The sequence below is a fragment of the Streptomyces sp. CNH287 genome, assembly GCF_000424825.1.
Map to the genome: position 1 here is coordinate 106090 of NZ_AUKQ01000003.1, position 14564 is coordinate 120653.

Sequence of the window (14564 nt, forward strand, 5' to 3'; positions counted from 1 at the left end):
GTCCGCACCCGCTCACGGTGTCGCCGCGGCGTCCGGGCAGCGGGCCCGGAAGGTGGCCCGGTAGCCCGCGGGCGAGGTGCCGACGTGGCGGTGGAAGGCCGCCCGGAAGGCGGCGGGGCTGCCCAGGCCGCTGAGGCGGGCGACCCGTTCGACGGGTGCGGCGGTGCTCTCCAGCAGTTCGCGCGCCCAGTCCACGCGGGCGGCGGTCAGCCAGGCCATCGGTGAGCTGTCCGTCTCCTGCTGGAAGCGCCGGTTGAAGGTCCGGCGGGACATGTGCGCGCGGTGCGCCAGCTCGTCCACGGTCTGGGGGCGGGCGAGGTTGTCGAGCATCCAGGTGCGGACGGCCGCGAGGTCCGTACCGCGGGCGGACGGGCGGAAGCGGTCGATGAACTGCGCCTGCCCGCCGGAGCGCTGGGGCGGGGCGACGAGCAGCCGTGCGCGGGCGTTGGCGGCCGCGGTGCCGTGGTCCCGCCGGACGAGGTGCAGGCACAGGTCGACGCCCGCGGTCACGCCGGCGGAGGTGAGGATGTCGCCGTCGTCGACGTAGAGCTGGTTCGGCCGGACGTCGATCCGGGGGTACCGGCGTTGCAGCAGGGCGGCCTGCTGCCAGTGGGTCGTCGCGGGGCGGCCGTCGAGCAGCCCGGTGGCCGCGAGGGCGAACGCCCCCGTGCAGATCGACACCAGCCGCGCCCCGCGCGCGTGTGCCGCGCGCAGCGCACGCAGGGTGCTCCCGGGGAGCGGGGCGTCGGGGGGCCGGTAGCCGGGGACGACGACGGTCCCGGCCCTGCGCAGCGCCTCCAGCCCGGCGGGCGCGGCCACGGTGAACCCGTCGCTGCGGACCGGACCGGCCGACGGGTCGGCGCAGACGGTGACTTGGTAGAGCGGGTCGATCCCGAGGGTCTGCACCGGTATGCCGAGGTCGAGCGGCAGGACGCCGGGAAGCGCCAACACCGCGACCGGGTGGCCCTGTTGGGTCGTCATGGCCCGATCCTAGCGAGGTGGGGCACACGGGCCACTGTCGAGGGTACGCGCCCGCTTCGTAGCGTGCGGACATGGACTTCTCACTCGACTTGCCCACGGGCCCCCTGGCCGAGGCCATCCTGTCCACCGTGCGTACCAGCGAGACCCCCGCGCTGGCCAACCACAGCGTGCGCAGCTTCTTCTTCGCCCAGCTCCTCGCCGCCGACGAGGGCGCTCTCGCGGACGCCGACTACGACCGGGAGCTGCTCTTCGCCGCGACGCTCCTGCACGATCTGGGCACCGGCGACCTCGCCAAGGGCGCGGCCCGCTTCGAGGTGGAGGGCGCCGACCTGGCGGCGGAGTTGCTGCGCGAGCACGGCGTGCCCGAGGCGGACGCCGACCGCGTGTGGGAGGCGATCGCCCTGCACACCTCGGCCGGCATCGCCGAGCGCCGCGGGCTGCTGGCCTACCTGACCCGCGGCGGCGTGGCCATCGACTTCGGGTACGGCGCGGAGGTCGTCTCCGCGTGGGAGCAGCGGATTCACGCCGCCTATCCCCGGCTCTCCATGGTGCGTTCGCTGGTGGACGCCATCGTGGAGCGGGCCGCCCGGTCGGACGCGGCGGGCTCCCGCTACACGGTCGGCGGCGAACTGCTGCGGGAGCGCCAGGCGGAGGGCATCAGCAGCTTCGAACTCATCGCTGCCGCTGCCGCCCACCCCTGGGCCGAGTGACGGCCTGCCCGCCGCCACCGGCCCCGGTGCGGCGGGCGCGCCGCGGTCTCAGAACAGCTTGCCGGGGTTGAGCAGGCCGAGCGGGTCGAAGACCTGCTTGATCCCGCGCTGCATCTCCAGCCCCACCGGCCCCAGTTCGCGGGCGAGCCACTCCTTCTTCAGCACGCCGACGCCGTGTTCGCCGGTGATCGTGCCGCCCAGCTCCAGGCCGAGGGCCATGATGGCGTCGAAGGACTCGCGGGCGCGGCGGGCCTCGTCCTCGTCCTTCGGGTCGAAGCAGACGACGGGGTGGGTGTTGCCGTCGCCCGCGTGCGCGCAGACGCCGATGGTCAGCCCGTACTTCTCGCCGACGGCCGCGGCGCCGTCGAGCATCGCGGCCAGCTGCCTGCGGGGCACGCAGACGTCGTCGATGAGCATCGTGCCGGTCACCTTCTCCAGCGCGACCAGCGCCATCCGCCGCGCCTGGAGCAGCAGTTCGGCCTCGGCGGCGTCCTCGGCGGGCACCACCTCGGTGGCCCCGGCCGCGGTGCACAGCTCGCCGACGGCGGCCAGGTCGGAGCCGGGGTCGGGGGTGTCGAACGCGGCGAGCACCAGCGCCGCGGTGGACTCCGGCAGGCCCATGCGGGTCAGCTTGTTGACCGCGCGCAGGGCGGTGCGGTCCATGATCTCCAGCAGCGACGGGGTGTGCCCGTGCTCCATGATGCGGCAGACCGCGTCACCGGCCGCCGCCATCGAGGGGAACTCTGCGGCGAGCACGAGCTGCGCGGGCGGCCGGGGGCGCAGCGCGAGCGTCGCCCGTACGACGATGCCCAGGCTGCCCTCGGAGCCGACCAGCAGCCGGGTCAGGTCGTAGCCCGCGACGCCCTTGGCGGTGCGGCGGCCGGTGGACATCAGCCGCCCGTCGGCCAGGACGACGTCCAGGCCGAGCACGTACTCGGCGGTGACGCCGTACTTCACGCAGCACAGACCGCCCGAGGCGGTGCCGATGTTGCCGCCGATGGTGCACTCCTCCCAACTGGAGGGGTCCGGCGGGTAGAAGAGGCCGTGCTCGCCCGCCGCGCGGGAGAGGCGGGCGTTGACCACGCCCGGCTCGACCACCGCGATCCGCTCCACCGGGTCGATCTCCAGAATCCGGTCCATCCGCAGCAGCGACAGCACGATGCAGCCGTCGCTCGCGTTCGCCCCGCCGGACAGGCCCGTACGGGCGCCCTGCGGCACGACGGGCACCCGCAGCGCGGTGGCGGTGCGCATAACGTGCTGGACCTCCTCGACGGTGCGCGGCAGCACCACCGCCGCCGAGCTGCCGGCCGGGCAGAAGCCGGCCATGTCGTGGGCGTACGACGCCGTGATGTCGGGGTCGGTGATGACCGCGTCGGCGGGCAGCACCTCCCGCAGCTGATCGAGGAGCGCGCTCATGGCAGCAGCGTCGCACCGACCCGTGGGCAGGGCAACAGAGCCCACGGCCCGGCCCCTCCCGACCGGCTCAGTCCGGGTCAGTCTTGTTCAGTCCTGTTCAGTCCGGCTCCCGGGACGCGATCAGGACGGCGACGCCGTCGAGCACCCGCTCCAGCCCGAAGCGGAAGTCGTCGTCCGCGCCCCCCGGTTCGGCCAGGGCGGCGGAGCGCAGGAGGGAGGTGATCTCCGGGAAGCGGTCGGCGTCGGTGAGCGTGGCCAGCAGCCGGCCGTAGGCCGCCATGGCGGTCGCGCTGTCGGCGCCGGCGGCGCGGAGGGCCGCGTCGATGTCCGCGGTCAGGCGGGCCTCCTGCCGGACGAAGCCGCCGACCAGGTTGATCACGCCGAGCTTCTCGTACGGGGCCAGGGCGGTGGCCCGCATGCAGGCCATCCCCCGCTCCATCCAGGCGACGGAGTGCGGGGTCGCGGGCGGCGCGGTGATCGGGACCCGCAGGGCCCACAGGTGGCGGTGGAGCACGTCGCGCTGCGCCGTCGCCCAGAAGGCGAGCGCGGGCCGCCAGCCGTCCTCGGGCGGCGGGCCCGGCGGCGGGGTGCCGGCGGCGCTGTCGACCATGAGGACCAGCAGGTCGTCCTTGGAGCCGACGTAGCGGTACAGCGACATGGTGGAGACGCCCAGTTCGGCGGCGATGCGGCTCATCGAGACGCCCGCCAGCCCCTCTGCGGCGGCCACGGAGATCGCCGCGTCGACGATACGGCCGGTGCTGAGCCCGGGGCGGGGTCCCCGGCCGGGGCGCGGGTCGAGGCCCCACGCCCGGGCGAGGCCGGGCGGCAGCCCGGTGTCCGAGTGGTCGTCCATGCCACTGCCCTTCCGCGTTACGGCGATTGACCTCGCGATCAGATTTGTGTATAGCTTACACAGTAAAGTGTATGCGATACGCAGTAGCGCGTATGGGCTACGCAGTAGTCGCGGAACGGCGAGTGAGAGGCGGAGGCGATGGGCGCACGGGACGGACGAAGTACGGCCCCGGTGGCCGGGTGCGCGATCGACGTACGAGGGCTGCGCAAGTCCTTCGGCGCGGTGAACGTGCTCGGCGGCATCGATCTGCGGGTGGCCGAGGGCGAGGTCTTCGCACTGCTCGGCCCGAACGGCGCGGGCAAGACCACGGCCGTACGCATCCTGGCCACCCTGGACCGGGCCGACGCGGGCCGCGCCTGGGTGGCGGGCCACGACGTGCTGGCCGAACGGGCCCTGGTGCGCCGCCGGATCAGCCTCACCGGCCAGTACGCCTCGCTGGACGAGGAGCAGACGGGCGAGGAGAACCTCCGCATGCTCGGGCGGCTGACCGGCCTCACCCGCGCCGGCGCGCGGGAGCGGGCGGCGGACCTGCTGGAGCGGTTCGCGCTGGCCGGCGCGGGCGGGCGCCGCGTGCGCACGTACTCGGGCGGCATGCGGCGGCGGCTGGACATCGCGGCCGGGCTGGTGGGCCGCCCCGAGGTGCTCTTCCTGGACGAGCCGACCACCGGGCTCGACCCGCGCAGCAGGCAGGTCATGTGGGAGGTGGTCGAGGCGCTGGCCGGGTCGGGGGTGACGGTGTTCCTGACCACCCAGTACCTGGAGGAGGCCGACCGGCTCGCGGACCGGGTCGCCGTCCTGGACTCCGGGCGCCTCATCGCCGAGGGCACGCCCGCCGAGCTGAAGAGCGGCTTCGCGGACCACCGGCTGGATCTCACGCTCGCCGACGAGCCGTCCCTGCGGCGGGTCCGCGGCCTGCTGGGCGCCCGGGTGGTGCGCGACGAACCGGAGCGGCTGGCCCTCGGCGTCGCCACCGACGGGAGCGCGGCCCACGTACGGGCCCTGCTGGACGAGATCGACCCGGACCGCAGTGCCGTGGCCCGCTTCGCGCTGCACGGGGCCACGCTCGACGAGGTGTTCCTGACGCTGACCGGCCGCACGAAGGAGGCTCCCGGTGACTGAGACCGTGCTCGCCCGCGGCACCGCCGCCCGCAAGAGCCGCCGCGACGCCCCGGCGGCCCGCACCGCCCGCGACGCGCTGACCATGACGGGCCGGTGCGTACGGCTGAGCACCCGCAAGGTGGACGCCGTCATCACCTCGCTGGTGCTCCCGGTGCTGCTGATGCTCGTCTTCGTCTACTTCTTCGGCGGCGCCATCGACACCGGCGGCGAATACGTCACCTACGTGGTCCCCGGCGTGCTCGTCCTGTGCGCCGGGTTCGGCGCCTCCACGACGGCCGTCAGCGTCAGCGAGGACATGAAGGACGGCATCGTCGACCGGCTGCGCTCCCTGGACGTCGGCGGCACGGCCCTGCTGACCGGCCACGTGCTGGCCAGCGCCGTGCGCAACAGCTTCGCCACGGCCGTGGTCTTCGGCGTCGCGTTCGCCATCGGCTTCCGGCCGGGCGCGGGGGCGGGCGGCTGGCTGGCCGCCGTGGCGGTGCTCCTCGCGTACATCCTGGCGCTGTCCTGGCTCTCCGCCGCGATCGGCCTGCTGGTGCGCTCACCGGAGGCGGCGGGCGGGTTCACCTTCTTCGTGATGTTCCTGCCGTACCCGAGCAGCGCGTTCGTGCGGATCGACACCATGCCCGGCTGGCTGCACGGCTTCGCCGAGAACCAGCCGGTCACCCCGGTCATCGAGGCACTGCGGGGGCTGCTGCTGGCGCAGCCGACCGGGGGCGCCCCGTGGCAGGCGCTGGCCTGGTGCGGCGGCATGCTCGCCGTGGCGGTGCTCGCGGCGCGCGTCCTCTTCCGGTGGCGTACGCGCTGACGTGCTGACGCGCCGCCGCCCGCCCCGGTGCGCGGGGCGGGCGGCGGCGTGGGCACGGGCACGGGCACGGGGCGGCGGCCGGGGAGGGGGCCGTCGGCCCGCCGCCGTCAGAGGTTGCCGCGCTTGTCCTGCTCGCGCTCGATCGCCTCGAACAGCGCCTTGAAGTTGCCCTTGCCGAAGCCCATCGAGCCGTGCCGTTCGATCATCTCGAAGAAGACGGTGGGCTTGTCCTGGACCGGCTTGGTGAAGATCTGGAGCAGGTAGCCGTCCTCGTCGCGGTCGGCCAGGATGCGGTTCTCGCGCAGCTCGTCGATCGGGACGCGGGTGTCGCCGACCCACTCGCCGAGCGTGTCGTAGTAGGAGTCGGGCACGGCCAGGAACTGGACGCCCGCCGCCCGCATGGCCTTCACGGAGGCGACGATGTCGTTGGTGGCCAGCGCGATGTGCTGCACGCCCGGCCCGCCGTAGAACTCCAGGTACTCGTCGATCTGCGACTTCTTCTTCGCGATCGCGGGCTCGTTGATCGGGAACTTCACCTTCTTGGTGCCGTCCGCGACGACCTTCGACATGAGGGCGGAGTACTCCGTGGCGATGTCGTCGCCCACGAACTCCTTCATGTTGGTGAAGCCCATGACCTTGTTGTAGAAGGCCACCCAGTCGTTCATCCGGCCCAGCTCGACGTTGCCGACGCAGTGGTCGACGGCCTGGAAGGTGCGCCGCTGGGGCGGGGCGACCATCGGGGCGGCCTCGCTGAAGCCGGGCAGGTACGCGCCCTTGTAGCCGCCGCGCTCGACCAGCGTGTGGCGGGTCTCGCCGTACGTGGCGATGGCGGCCAGGACGACCGAGCCGTGCTCGTCCTCCAGCACGTACGGCTCCGCCAGGCTGGTGGCGCCGTGCTCCACCGCGTAGGCGTGCGCGGCGCGGGCGTCCGGCACCTCGATGGCGAGATCGACCACGCCGTCGCCGTGCGCGGCCACGTGGTCGGCGAGGAACCGGCCGTGCTCGCTCGCGGGCTTGATGACGGAGGTGAAGACGAAGCGGGCGGAGCCGGACTCCAGGACGTAACTGGCGGTCTCCCGGCTGCCGTTCTCCGGTCCGGAGTAGGCGACGAGCCGCATGCCGAAGGCGGTCGAGTAGTAGTGCGCCGCCTGCTTGGCGTTGCCGACGGCGAAGACGACCGCGTCCATCCCGTGCACCGGGAAGGGGTCGGCCTGCCGGGCGGTGTCGGGGGCTGTGTGCGTGGTCTCAGTCATGTGCGAAGGCTCCCGCCGAACCACAAGGTGCGCAACAGTTCGCGTTCGGGCTGGACAACCTGTGCAATGGAAGCCGAGTGATATCGGACGATCTGCACAGGATGACCAGTCGGCCGGTGCCCTGTGCGGGCGCGAGTACGGAGACGAGAGGTGCGCCATGGCGATCGATCAGCTGGACGGGCGGCTGCTGGAGCTGCTGGCCGAAGAACCGCGCATCGGCGTGCTGGAGGCGTCCCGGCGCCTCGGGGTCGCGCGCGGCACCGCGCAGGCGCGGCTGGACCGGCTTCAGTCGACCGGCGTAATCCGGGGCTTCGGTCCGGACGTGGACACCGGGGCCCTCGGCTACCCGGTGACCGCCTTCGCGACGCTGGAGATCAAACAGGGCCAGGGGGCGGACGTACGGGCGCATTTGGCCACCGTCCCCGAGGTGCTGGAACTGCACACCACCACGGGCCACGGGGACATGCTCTGCCGCCTGGTCGCCCGCTCGAACGCCGATCTCCAGCGGGTGATCGACCGGGTTGTGGGCTTTGATGGCATTGTGCGCGCGTCGACGGCGATCGTGATGGAGAACCCCGTACCGCTGCGCGTGGTGCCGCTGGTGCGGCAGGCGGCCCGCGAGAGCGCGGCTGCGGACCGGCGTGATCACAGCAGGTGAACACGCGGTCGGCTGCGGCCGGTGAGGAGGCGCAGGGTGAACTTCTGGGAATACCTCGGCACTCAGCACACCCAGCTGCTGGCCGACGCCTGGCAGCACGCGAGCGCCGTCTTCCAGTGCATGGTCGCGGCGACCGTGCTCGGCGTGCTCCTCGGCGTGCTCACCTACCGCAGCGACTGGGCGGGCAACCTCGCCACCACCGTGACCGCCACCATCCTCACCGTCCCCTCGCTCGCCATGATCGGCCTGCTCATCCCGATCGTCGGGCTGGGGGTGGCCCCCACCGTCATCTCCCTGACGCTGTACGGCCTGCTGCCCATCGTCCGCAACGCCATCGTCGGGCTGCGCGGCGTCGATCCGGCACTGGTGGACGCGGCCAAGGGCATCGGGATGTCGCGCGCGGCCCGCCTGCTGCGGGTCGAACTGCCGCTGGCCTGGCCGCCGATCCTCACCGGCATCCGGGTCGCCACCCAGATGCTGATGGGCATCGCGGCCATCGCCGCCTTCGCCTCCGGCCCCGGCCTGGGCAACCTGATCTTCCGCGGCATCGCCTCGCTGGGCAGCGCCAACGCGCTCAACCAGGTGCTCGCCGGGACGCTCGGCATCGTCGTCCTCGCCCTGCTGTTCGACGCCGCCTACGTCCTGCTGGGACGTCTGACCATTTCGCGAGGAATTCGTGTCTGAAACGCCGCCCGGGAAGCCCGGCACTCCGGCGGACACCGCCGCCGCGACCACCTCCACCGCGGGCGGCGCGTCGGCCGCGTCGGCCGCGTCCGGCGCCGCCACGGGCGCGGCCATCCGGCTGGAGGGCCTGACCAAGCGCTACCCCGGCGGCCAGGCTCCGGCCGTGGAGAACGTGACGATGGAGATCGGCGCGGGCGAGACGGTGATCCTGGTCGGCCCGTCCGGCTGCGGGAAGTCCACCACGCTCAAGATGATCAACCGGCTGATCGAGCCGTCCGGCGGACGCATCCGGATCAACGACGAGGACGTCACCGACATCGACCCGGTACGCCTCCGCCGCAAGATCGGCTACTCGATCCAGTCCTCCGGCCTCTTCCCGCACATGACGGTCGCGCAGAACATCGCGGTGGTGCCCAGGATGACCGGCTGGTCCAAGTCCGGTATCAAGACCCGGGTCGAGGAGATGCTGGACCTGGTCGGGCTGGACGCGGCCGAGTTCCACGACCGCTACCCCCGGCAGCTCTCCGGCGGGCAGCAGCAACGGGTCGGCGTCGCCCGCGCCCTCGCCGCCGACCCGCCCGTCCTCCTGATGGACGAGCCCTTCGGCGCCGTCGACCCGATCACCCGCGACCACCTCCAGGACGAACTGATCCGGCTCCAGCACGAGCTGCACAAGACCATCGTCTTCGTCACCCACGACTTCGACGAGGCGATCAAGCTCGGCGACCGCATCGCCGTCCTGCGCGAGCGCTCGCACATCGCCCAGTTCGACACCCCCGAGGCGATCCTCACCAACCCCTCCGACGACTTCGTCTCCGGCTTCGTCGGCGCGGGCGCCGCCCTCAAGCGGCTCAACCTGACCCGCGTACGTGACGTGGGCATCGTCGACTTCCCCACCGCGACCGTCGACGAGCCCCTCCAGAACATCTTCGACATGCTGCGCGAGGGGCAGACCAACGAGCTGCTGCTGCTCGACCGCCAGCGCCGCCCGTACAAGTGGCTGCGGCGCGGCGACCTGATGCGGGCCAAGGGCTCCCTCGCGCGCGCCGGCACGATGGTCCACGACACGGTGACCCGTGACGCCACCCTGCGCGACGCGCTGGAGGCCGTGCTCACCGACAACGCCGGCCGGGTCGCGGTCACCGGCCGGCGCGGCGAGTACACCGGCGTGGTGGACATGGCGACGCTGATGAACTCCGTGCACGAACTCCTGGACGCCGACCGGCTCGACGCCCTCGACCACCAGCACCGGCTGGAGGAGGCGCGGGCGCGGACTACCCGGTCCGAACAGGAGGGCACCGCATGAGCGCCACACCGGGCGACGGCGCGGACCCGCCCCCGCGGCCCGGCGCCCGCACCGCCGCATCCGAGGAGGACACCCGGCTGCTCGACGCGGACGACCCCGACGGCCCCGACGGCCGGCCGGGCCCCGCCGCCTCCCGCACCCGCGGCACCCCGCCCGGCACGCGGCGGGTCAGCTGGCAGAAGCTCGTGCTGCTGCCCGCGCTGCTCGCCCTGATCCTGCTCATCACCTGGCTCTGGTTCGACGACGCCGACCTCGACCCGATCGCGCGCAACTCGCTCGCCGACGGGAACGTCTGGCTCCGCGTCAAGGAGCACATCTGGCTCACCGCGGTCTCCACCTTCTTCGTGCTCATCATCGCCATCCCGCTGGGCATCGCGCTCACCCGCCGTTCGCTGCGCCGCGCCGCGCCGTATGCGATGGCCCTCGCCAACCTCGGCCAGGCGGTGCCCGCGCTGGGCCTGCTGGTGCTGCTCGTCTTCTGGATCGGCATCGGCGCCGACACCGCGATCGTCGGCATCGTCATCTACGCCGTACTCCCCGTCCTCGCCAACACCATCGCCGGGCTGCGCGGCATCGACCCCTCGCTCGTCGAGGCGGCCAAGGGCATCGGCATGTCCTCGTGGGGCGTGCTGGGGAAGGTCGAACTGCCGCTCGCCGTCCCGCTGATCCTGGCCGGGGTGCGCAACGCGCTCGTCCTCAACGTCGGCACCGCCACCCTCGCCACCTTCGGCGGCGGCGGCGGGCTCGGCGACCTGATCGCCGCCGGGATCACCAACCAGCGCATGCCGGTGCTCGTGCTCGGCTCCGTACTGACCGTGGTGCTCGCGCTGCTCGTCGACTGGCTCGCCTCGATCGCCGAACTGCTCCTGCGGCCCCGCGGCCTGGAGGCGAGGACATGACGCCCCGCGCACCCAGCGCCCCCCGGCCCGCCGGGCCCCTGCGGCGCGCGCTGCGGCGTGCGCTGCGGCCCGTCCCGGCCGCCGCGCTCGCCTGCGCCGTCACCGGCTGCGGACTGGTCAGCGGCAGCCCGATGAACGACGCCGTCGAGCCCGGCACCGCCGGCCGCGGCAAGCCGCTGGAGGGCGCCGAGCTGACCGTCACCTCCAAGGAGTTCACCGAGCAGATCATCCTGGGCCAGATCATGGGGCTCACCTTCAAGGCGGCGGGCGCCAGCGTCGTGGACCGCACCAGCATCCAGGGCACCATCGGCGCCCGCGAGGCAGTCCGTTCCGGCACCGCCGACGGCATGTACGAGTACACCGGCACCGCCTGGATCACCCACCTCGGCCGCACCAAGCCCCTCGTCGACCCGGACGAGCAGTGGCGGGCCGTCCGCTCGGCCGACCGGAAGAACGGCATCAGCTGGCTGCCCCAGTCCTCGCTGAACAACACCTACGCGCTGGCCGTCAACGACACCTTCCAGAAGAAGTACAAGGTCCGCACCCTCTCCGACGTGGCCCGGCTGGCCAGGAGCGACCCGTCGCAGGTCACGCTGTGCGTGGAGAGCGAGTTCGCCTCCCGCGAGGACGGACTGCCGGGCATGCAGAAGGCGTACGGCATGAAGATCCCGGCCTCGCAAGTACGCAAGATGAGCGGCGGCGTCGTCTACACCCAGGCGGCCAAGGGCTCCTCCTGCCACTTCGGCGAGGTCTTCACCACGGACGGACGGATCAAGGAACTGGGGCTGAACGTCCTCGAGGACGACCGGAACTTCTTCCCCAACTACAACGCCGCCCCCGAGATCAGGACTTCCACGCTGGAGGAGTACCCCGCGATCGCCCAGGTGCTCGCACCGGTCACCAAGGCCCTCGACAACGACGTCGCCCGGGAGCTGAACGCCAAGGTGGACGTCGACGGCGAGGACCCGCACAAGGTGGCCAAGGACTGGCTGCTCGACGAGGGCCTCATCAAGGAGGGCTGACCCGGCGTGCCCACGCGGGCTGGTGCCGCGTCAGGCAAGGTTCACCCCGCTCGCCGTCCTGGCAGGCCCATCCGCTGCGTTGCCCGATCGACCGAGTAGCCCACTACGAGGCCGATCAGGCGCCTTCCGGCCGGCCGCACCAGGACGCCTCGCTACCGGGCAAACCTTGCCCGACGCGGCACTAGCCGCGGGAGTCAGGCGGAGCCGCCCCCCAAGTCCCCCGGCTCGCCCGACTCCTCGCTCGCGCGCGGGTCCCGCGGCAGGCCGCGCGGGCGGGAACCGTCGTGGGAGGCCGGGCTCAGCAGCTCTCTGAGCCCGTCGTCGATCTCCAGCCGCTCGCCCTCGCTGCCCGGCGGCACCACCCGCAGCGTGCGCTCCAGCCACGCCGAGACGGCCAGTACGGGCGCCTCCAGCAGCGCGTCGCCGTCCGGCGAGGACAGCGCCACGCAGATGATGCTGCGCGTCCCCACCCGGGTCGGCCACACCCGCACGTCACCCTGCCCGCTCGGCCGGAACACCCCCTCGATCAACAGCTCGCGGGCGAACGTCCAGTGCACGGGGCTGTCGGAGCCGATGTGGAAGGCGATGTGGACCGCGTACGGATCGTCCGTGCGGTAGGTGAGCCGGGCGGGGACGGCGATGCTGCGCTCCGGCGACAGCACCAGCTTCAGTTCCAGCTCACGTTCGACGACGGTCTCCATGGGGGTGGGCCCCTTCCTCTCGTGTTCCTCGTCCGGGTCGTCCGGTGCGGACGGTTCCGCAGGAGGAGAGAGCGGGTCGGCCCGGGACTCTTACACGCCTTCGCGGGACTTTCCGGGGAAATCTTTTTCGCCAGAACGCGCGCGGGGCCCTCGGCACCGGGCACGCCGTCGGCCGCTTCTGGTAGATGTTGACTCCGCGCGGACCGGCCGCGCCGGAAACGCGGTCGCGGAGCGGCCTTCGTCACATACCGACACAACGGTCGAAGAGATACGGGACCCTGGACAGATGAGTGCGCCACCCGCGGGAGCCAACGGAAGCCCTGTGCCTGGTTTTTACCCAGACCCCTCGTACTGTCAACGGGTACATTTCGGGTACGCCTCTGACCTGCGGTGATGCGTGCTGGCTGCTCTGTCCGGAGGGGATCGGGCGGCCCGGGTGTGGCCATGACTTTGGGTGCCACATCAGCGGGGGGCTGGCGCGGCACCCAAGAGTGTCGGTGTGCGTTCGGCGAGAACGCTCGGCTAGCGGTCGGCGGGGTCTTCGCGGGCGTCGTGGGTGGGGTTGGTCATCTCCCATGTGTGGCCGGTGGGGTGGTTGCGGAAGAGGGCGCAGGCGTCTCCGTCGATGTCCCTGGTGCTGGTGTCGGCTTGTGCTCGTACTTTGCTGCTGATCATGGGGCGGTTGCGCGTGATGCTGGGGCGGGGCTAAGTCAGGTGTTGGGGAACAAGTGGGGGTAGTGGCGCGCGAGGACTTCCCGGGTTACTTCGCGGCTGGGGTCGGTGATCTGCCATGCATGCACCTGCGGATGTCCTCGGAACAAGGTGCACACGTCCTCATCCTCTTCGCTGGGAGCCTCGCAGGCGGGGTGCAGCGCGAACCGGCCGCCTTCGTTTGTCCACCTTCGCCACACGGACCATTGAGCGTCCATGTCCCAGAGGAATGCGGCATGCGGCCCATCGTGTTCCTGCGCGAGTTCGCACAGGGCGTGTCCAACATTTGCTTGCGGAAGGAGGTGCTTCGGGGGAGGCACTTCACCTACTGCTGTGCACTGGAGCATGAGCGTTCGCCTGTCTGCGGAGTCTTGGGGCCGGAATGTGCGGACTACTCGGGCAACGGTTGCTGTGGGTGCGCGAAAATCTGTGGCGTGGGCCCGGGTGGATTCGAACCACCAACCGCACACCGTCGGGGCACGTGCTAGGAGTCGACGGGAGGTGCGGCACCGAGTGCGGGCCCATGTCCCCCACTTCTGTCAGGGCTAGGCGGGGACACGCCCTGACAGCAGTGGGAACTTGGGGAAGATTGCCCGGAACAGAGTTCGGGGTTGTGTCTTAGGTAACTGGAGCGGAATTCAGGTGGTCCAGTCCTCGGACGGGGGGAAGGTCCATATCGGGGTACCTGTGCGGTCCTCGACCTGCGCGCCGGAGAGAGTACAGGGAATGTCTTCTCGCACGTTGTGCTCCTCCAGACGAGAAGAGAGAGGGTCGATCCGTACGTGGCGATTGCATCGTGGACAGCGCAGCGAGCGCAGGCGGCTATATCGTGGGACGTTGTTCATAGATTCTCTCCCTGCGTGCTATCGCGAGTGCGGAATGGTGGGGATCGCGTGCCAGGGACGCACAATGATGTGGCGGTAGGCGCGGTGTGCCGGGTGGACTCCGGCATGGGCGGTGATCCACTCCCGTAGCGCTTCGGTGGAGGACAGGGGGCGGGATTGCTCGTGGCAGGAAGCGCACTGCACGATCTGTTTCGTCGGCGCGTCCTTGCGCGGGTCGGGATTGGCGCGCCACACCACGGGGGATGGAGCGGGGTCGGCCTGCACCCTGACGCGCAAGGCCGCGTCGTTCAAGAGCCGGTAGGTCACCCCGCCCTCAAACATCAGCAATCGGTCACCCCCGGCGCATCGACGCATCTCCTGCACCTTCCTCCAACCGCCCCGTACGTGAACGATGTTGCCCACGCGCACGCTTTGCGCGGTGACATGGGGGCCTCCTTGGAAACTCTCGACGTGCATCCCCGGAAGGTCTCCTTGCTTGATTCTTCGTTGGGTGAAAGTTGGAGCCGCGTCCAGGCCGGGTTGGGGGGAGCCGTTGCGGCCTGGATGCGGAGTGGCTCCGCCCCCGTCCGTGCGGGGCAGGGGGAGGGGACGGAGCCGC

15 protein-coding genes and 1 tRNA gene are annotated in these 14564 nt (G+C 71.8%); 8 read left to right on the forward strand and 8 right to left on the reverse strand.

The window, feature by feature from the left end; all coding sequences use genetic code 11:
- Positions 1-12: 12 nt before the first annotated feature.
- On the reverse strand, positions 13-981 hold the full coding sequence (locus tag H299_RS0100390) for a helix-turn-helix domain-containing protein (RefSeq protein ID WP_027746791.1): 969 nt from the start codon (positions 979-981) through the stop codon (positions 13-15).
- A 71-nt stretch (positions 982-1052) separates the two neighbouring features.
- Here H299_RS0100390 and H299_RS0100395 point away from each other — a divergent pair, with 71 nt between their 5' ends.
- A complete protein-coding gene (locus tag H299_RS0100395) occupies positions 1053-1691 on the forward strand; it encodes an HD domain-containing protein (protein WP_027746792.1) in 639 nt (212 codons plus the stop codon).
- Positions 1692-1739: 48 nt separating this feature from the next.
- On the opposite strand, the gene H299_RS0100400 is transcribed toward H299_RS0100395, so the two are convergent.
- Together H299_RS0100400 and H299_RS0100405 are read right to left on the reverse strand one after the other, a co-directional pair.
- Entirely contained in the window at positions 1740-3107 is a 1368-nt protein-coding gene (locus H299_RS0100400) for an FAD-linked oxidase C-terminal domain-containing protein (RefSeq protein ID WP_027746793.1), read from the reverse strand.
- Between the two features lie 97 nt (positions 3108-3204).
- A complete protein-coding gene (locus H299_RS0100405; RefSeq protein WP_037757183.1) occupies positions 3205-3960 on the reverse strand; it encodes a TetR/AcrR family transcriptional regulator C-terminal domain-containing protein in 756 nt (251 codons plus the stop codon).
- 138 nt (positions 3961-4098) lie between these two features.
- Between H299_RS0100405 and H299_RS0100410 the strand changes: the two genes are divergently transcribed.
- Together H299_RS0100410 and H299_RS0100415 are read left to right on the forward strand one after the other, a co-directional pair.
- Entirely contained in the window at positions 4099-5079 is a 981-nt protein-coding gene (locus tag H299_RS0100410; protein WP_037757184.1) for a daunorubicin resistance protein DrrA family ABC transporter ATP-binding protein, read from the forward strand.
- A gap of 82 nt (positions 5080-5161) precedes the next feature.
- Positions 5162-5887: an ABC transporter permease gene (locus H299_RS0100415; RefSeq protein ID WP_051262056.1), complete on the forward strand. Its 726-nt coding sequence runs from the start codon at positions 5162-5164 to the stop codon at positions 5885-5887.
- Positions 5888-5994: 107 nt separating this feature from the next.
- Here H299_RS0100415 and hppD read toward each other — a convergent pair whose 3' ends face one another.
- A complete protein-coding gene (hppD, locus tag H299_RS0100420) occupies positions 5995-7140 on the reverse strand; it encodes a 4-hydroxyphenylpyruvate dioxygenase (protein ID WP_027746797.1) in 1146 nt (381 codons plus the stop codon).
- 157 nt (positions 7141-7297) lie between these two features.
- Between hppD and H299_RS0100425 the strand changes: the two genes are divergently transcribed.
- From H299_RS0100425 to H299_RS0100445, 5 genes are read left to right on the forward strand one after another with little or no spacing between them, the layout of a single operon-like run.
- Positions 7298-7798 carry an Lrp/AsnC family transcriptional regulator gene (locus H299_RS0100425; protein ID WP_027746798.1) on the forward strand — a complete coding sequence of 167 codons (501 nt, stop codon included), beginning with the start codon at positions 7298-7300 and terminating at the stop codon, positions 7796-7798.
- A gap of 36 nt (positions 7799-7834) precedes the next feature.
- Positions 7835-8482 carry an ABC transporter permease gene (locus tag H299_RS0100430; RefSeq protein WP_027746799.1) on the forward strand — a complete coding sequence of 216 codons (648 nt, stop codon included), beginning with the start codon at positions 7835-7837 and terminating at the stop codon, positions 8480-8482.
- Positions 8475-9788: a betaine/proline/choline family ABC transporter ATP-binding protein gene (locus H299_RS0100435; protein WP_027746800.1), complete on the forward strand. Its 1314-nt coding sequence runs from the start codon at positions 8475-8477 to the stop codon at positions 9786-9788. The genes H299_RS0100430 and H299_RS0100435 overlap by 8 nt, the downstream gene beginning before the upstream one ends.
- Positions 9785-10687, forward strand: a complete 903-nt coding sequence (locus H299_RS0100440) for an ABC transporter permease (protein ID WP_027746801.1) — start codon at positions 9785-9787, stop codon at positions 10685-10687. Before H299_RS0100435 ends, H299_RS0100440 begins: the two co-directional genes overlap by 4 nt.
- Entirely contained in the window at positions 10684-11709 is a 1026-nt protein-coding gene (locus tag H299_RS0100445) for a glycine betaine ABC transporter substrate-binding protein (protein ID WP_078512353.1), read from the forward strand. Before H299_RS0100440 ends, H299_RS0100445 begins: the two co-directional genes overlap by 4 nt.
- A 194-nt stretch (positions 11710-11903) precedes the next feature.
- Here H299_RS0100445 and H299_RS0100450 read toward each other — a convergent pair whose 3' ends face one another.
- The 4 genes from H299_RS0100450 to H299_RS37240 all read right to left on the reverse strand — a co-directional run bounded on the left by H299_RS0100450 (position 11904) and on the right by H299_RS37240 (position 14422).
- The gene (locus H299_RS0100450) at positions 11904-12410 is read right to left on the reverse strand and encodes an SsgA family sporulation/cell division regulator (protein WP_027746803.1); all 507 of its coding nucleotides are present in this window, start codon (positions 12408-12410) and stop codon (positions 11904-11906) included.
- A gap of 522 nt (positions 12411-12932) precedes the next feature.
- On the reverse strand, positions 12933-13085 hold the full coding sequence (locus tag H299_RS39420; RefSeq protein ID WP_158692241.1) for a hypothetical protein: 153 nt from the start codon (positions 13083-13085) through the stop codon (positions 12933-12935).
- A 471-nt stretch (positions 13086-13556) separates the two neighbouring features.
- Positions 13557-13644: transfer RNA gene (locus tag H299_RS39425), tRNA-OTHER, on the reverse strand.
- A 340-nt stretch (positions 13645-13984) separates the two neighbouring features.
- Positions 13985-14422, reverse strand: coding sequence for a DUF7848 domain-containing protein (locus H299_RS37240; protein ID WP_051261982.1), 438 nt, complete (start codon positions 14420-14422; stop codon positions 13985-13987).
- Between the last annotated feature and the right edge of the window lie 142 nt (positions 14423-14564).

Bases quoted from the DNA above. Each gene is read 5' to 3' on its own strand.
- H299_RS0100390 (WP_027746791.1), bottom strand. From the start codon at position 981: ATGACGACCCAACAGGGCCACCCGGTCGCGGTGTTGGCGCTTCCCGGC.
- H299_RS0100395 (WP_027746792.1), top strand. From the start codon at position 1,053: ATGGACTTCTCACTCGACTTGCCCACGGGCCCCCTGGCCGAGGCCATC.
- H299_RS0100400 (WP_027746793.1), bottom strand. From the start codon at position 3,107: ATGAGCGCGCTCCTCGATCAGCTGCGGGAGGTGCTGCCCGCCGACGCG.
- H299_RS0100405 (WP_037757183.1), bottom strand. From the start codon at position 3,960: ATGGACGACCACTCGGACACCGGGCTGCCGCCCGGCCTCGCCCGGGCG.
- H299_RS0100410 (WP_037757184.1), top strand. From the start codon at position 4,099: ATGGGCGCACGGGACGGACGAAGTACGGCCCCGGTGGCCGGGTGCGCG.
- H299_RS0100415 (WP_051262056.1), top strand. From the start codon at position 5,162: ATGACGGGCCGGTGCGTACGGCTGAGCACCCGCAAGGTGGACGCCGTC.
- hppD (WP_027746797.1), bottom strand. From the start codon at position 7,140: ATGACTGAGACCACGCACACAGCCCCCGACACCGCCCGGCAGGCCGAC.
- H299_RS0100425 (WP_027746798.1), top strand. From the start codon at position 7,298: ATGGCGATCGATCAGCTGGACGGGCGGCTGCTGGAGCTGCTGGCCGAA.
- H299_RS0100440 (WP_027746801.1), top strand. From the start codon at position 9,785: ATGAGCGCCACACCGGGCGACGGCGCGGACCCGCCCCCGCGGCCCGGC.
- H299_RS0100445 (WP_078512353.1), top strand. From the start codon at position 10,684: ATGACGCCCCGCGCACCCAGCGCCCCCCGGCCCGCCGGGCCCCTGCGG.
- H299_RS0100450 (WP_027746803.1), bottom strand. From the start codon at position 12,410: ATGGAGACCGTCGTCGAACGTGAGCTGGAACTGAAGCTGGTGCTGTCG.
- H299_RS39420 (WP_158692241.1), bottom strand. From the start codon at position 13,085: ATGATCAGCAGCAAAGTACGAGCACAAGCCGACACCAGCACCAGGGAC.
- H299_RS37240 (WP_051261982.1), bottom strand. From the start codon at position 14,422: ATGCACGTCGAGAGTTTCCAAGGAGGCCCCCATGTCACCGCGCAAAGC.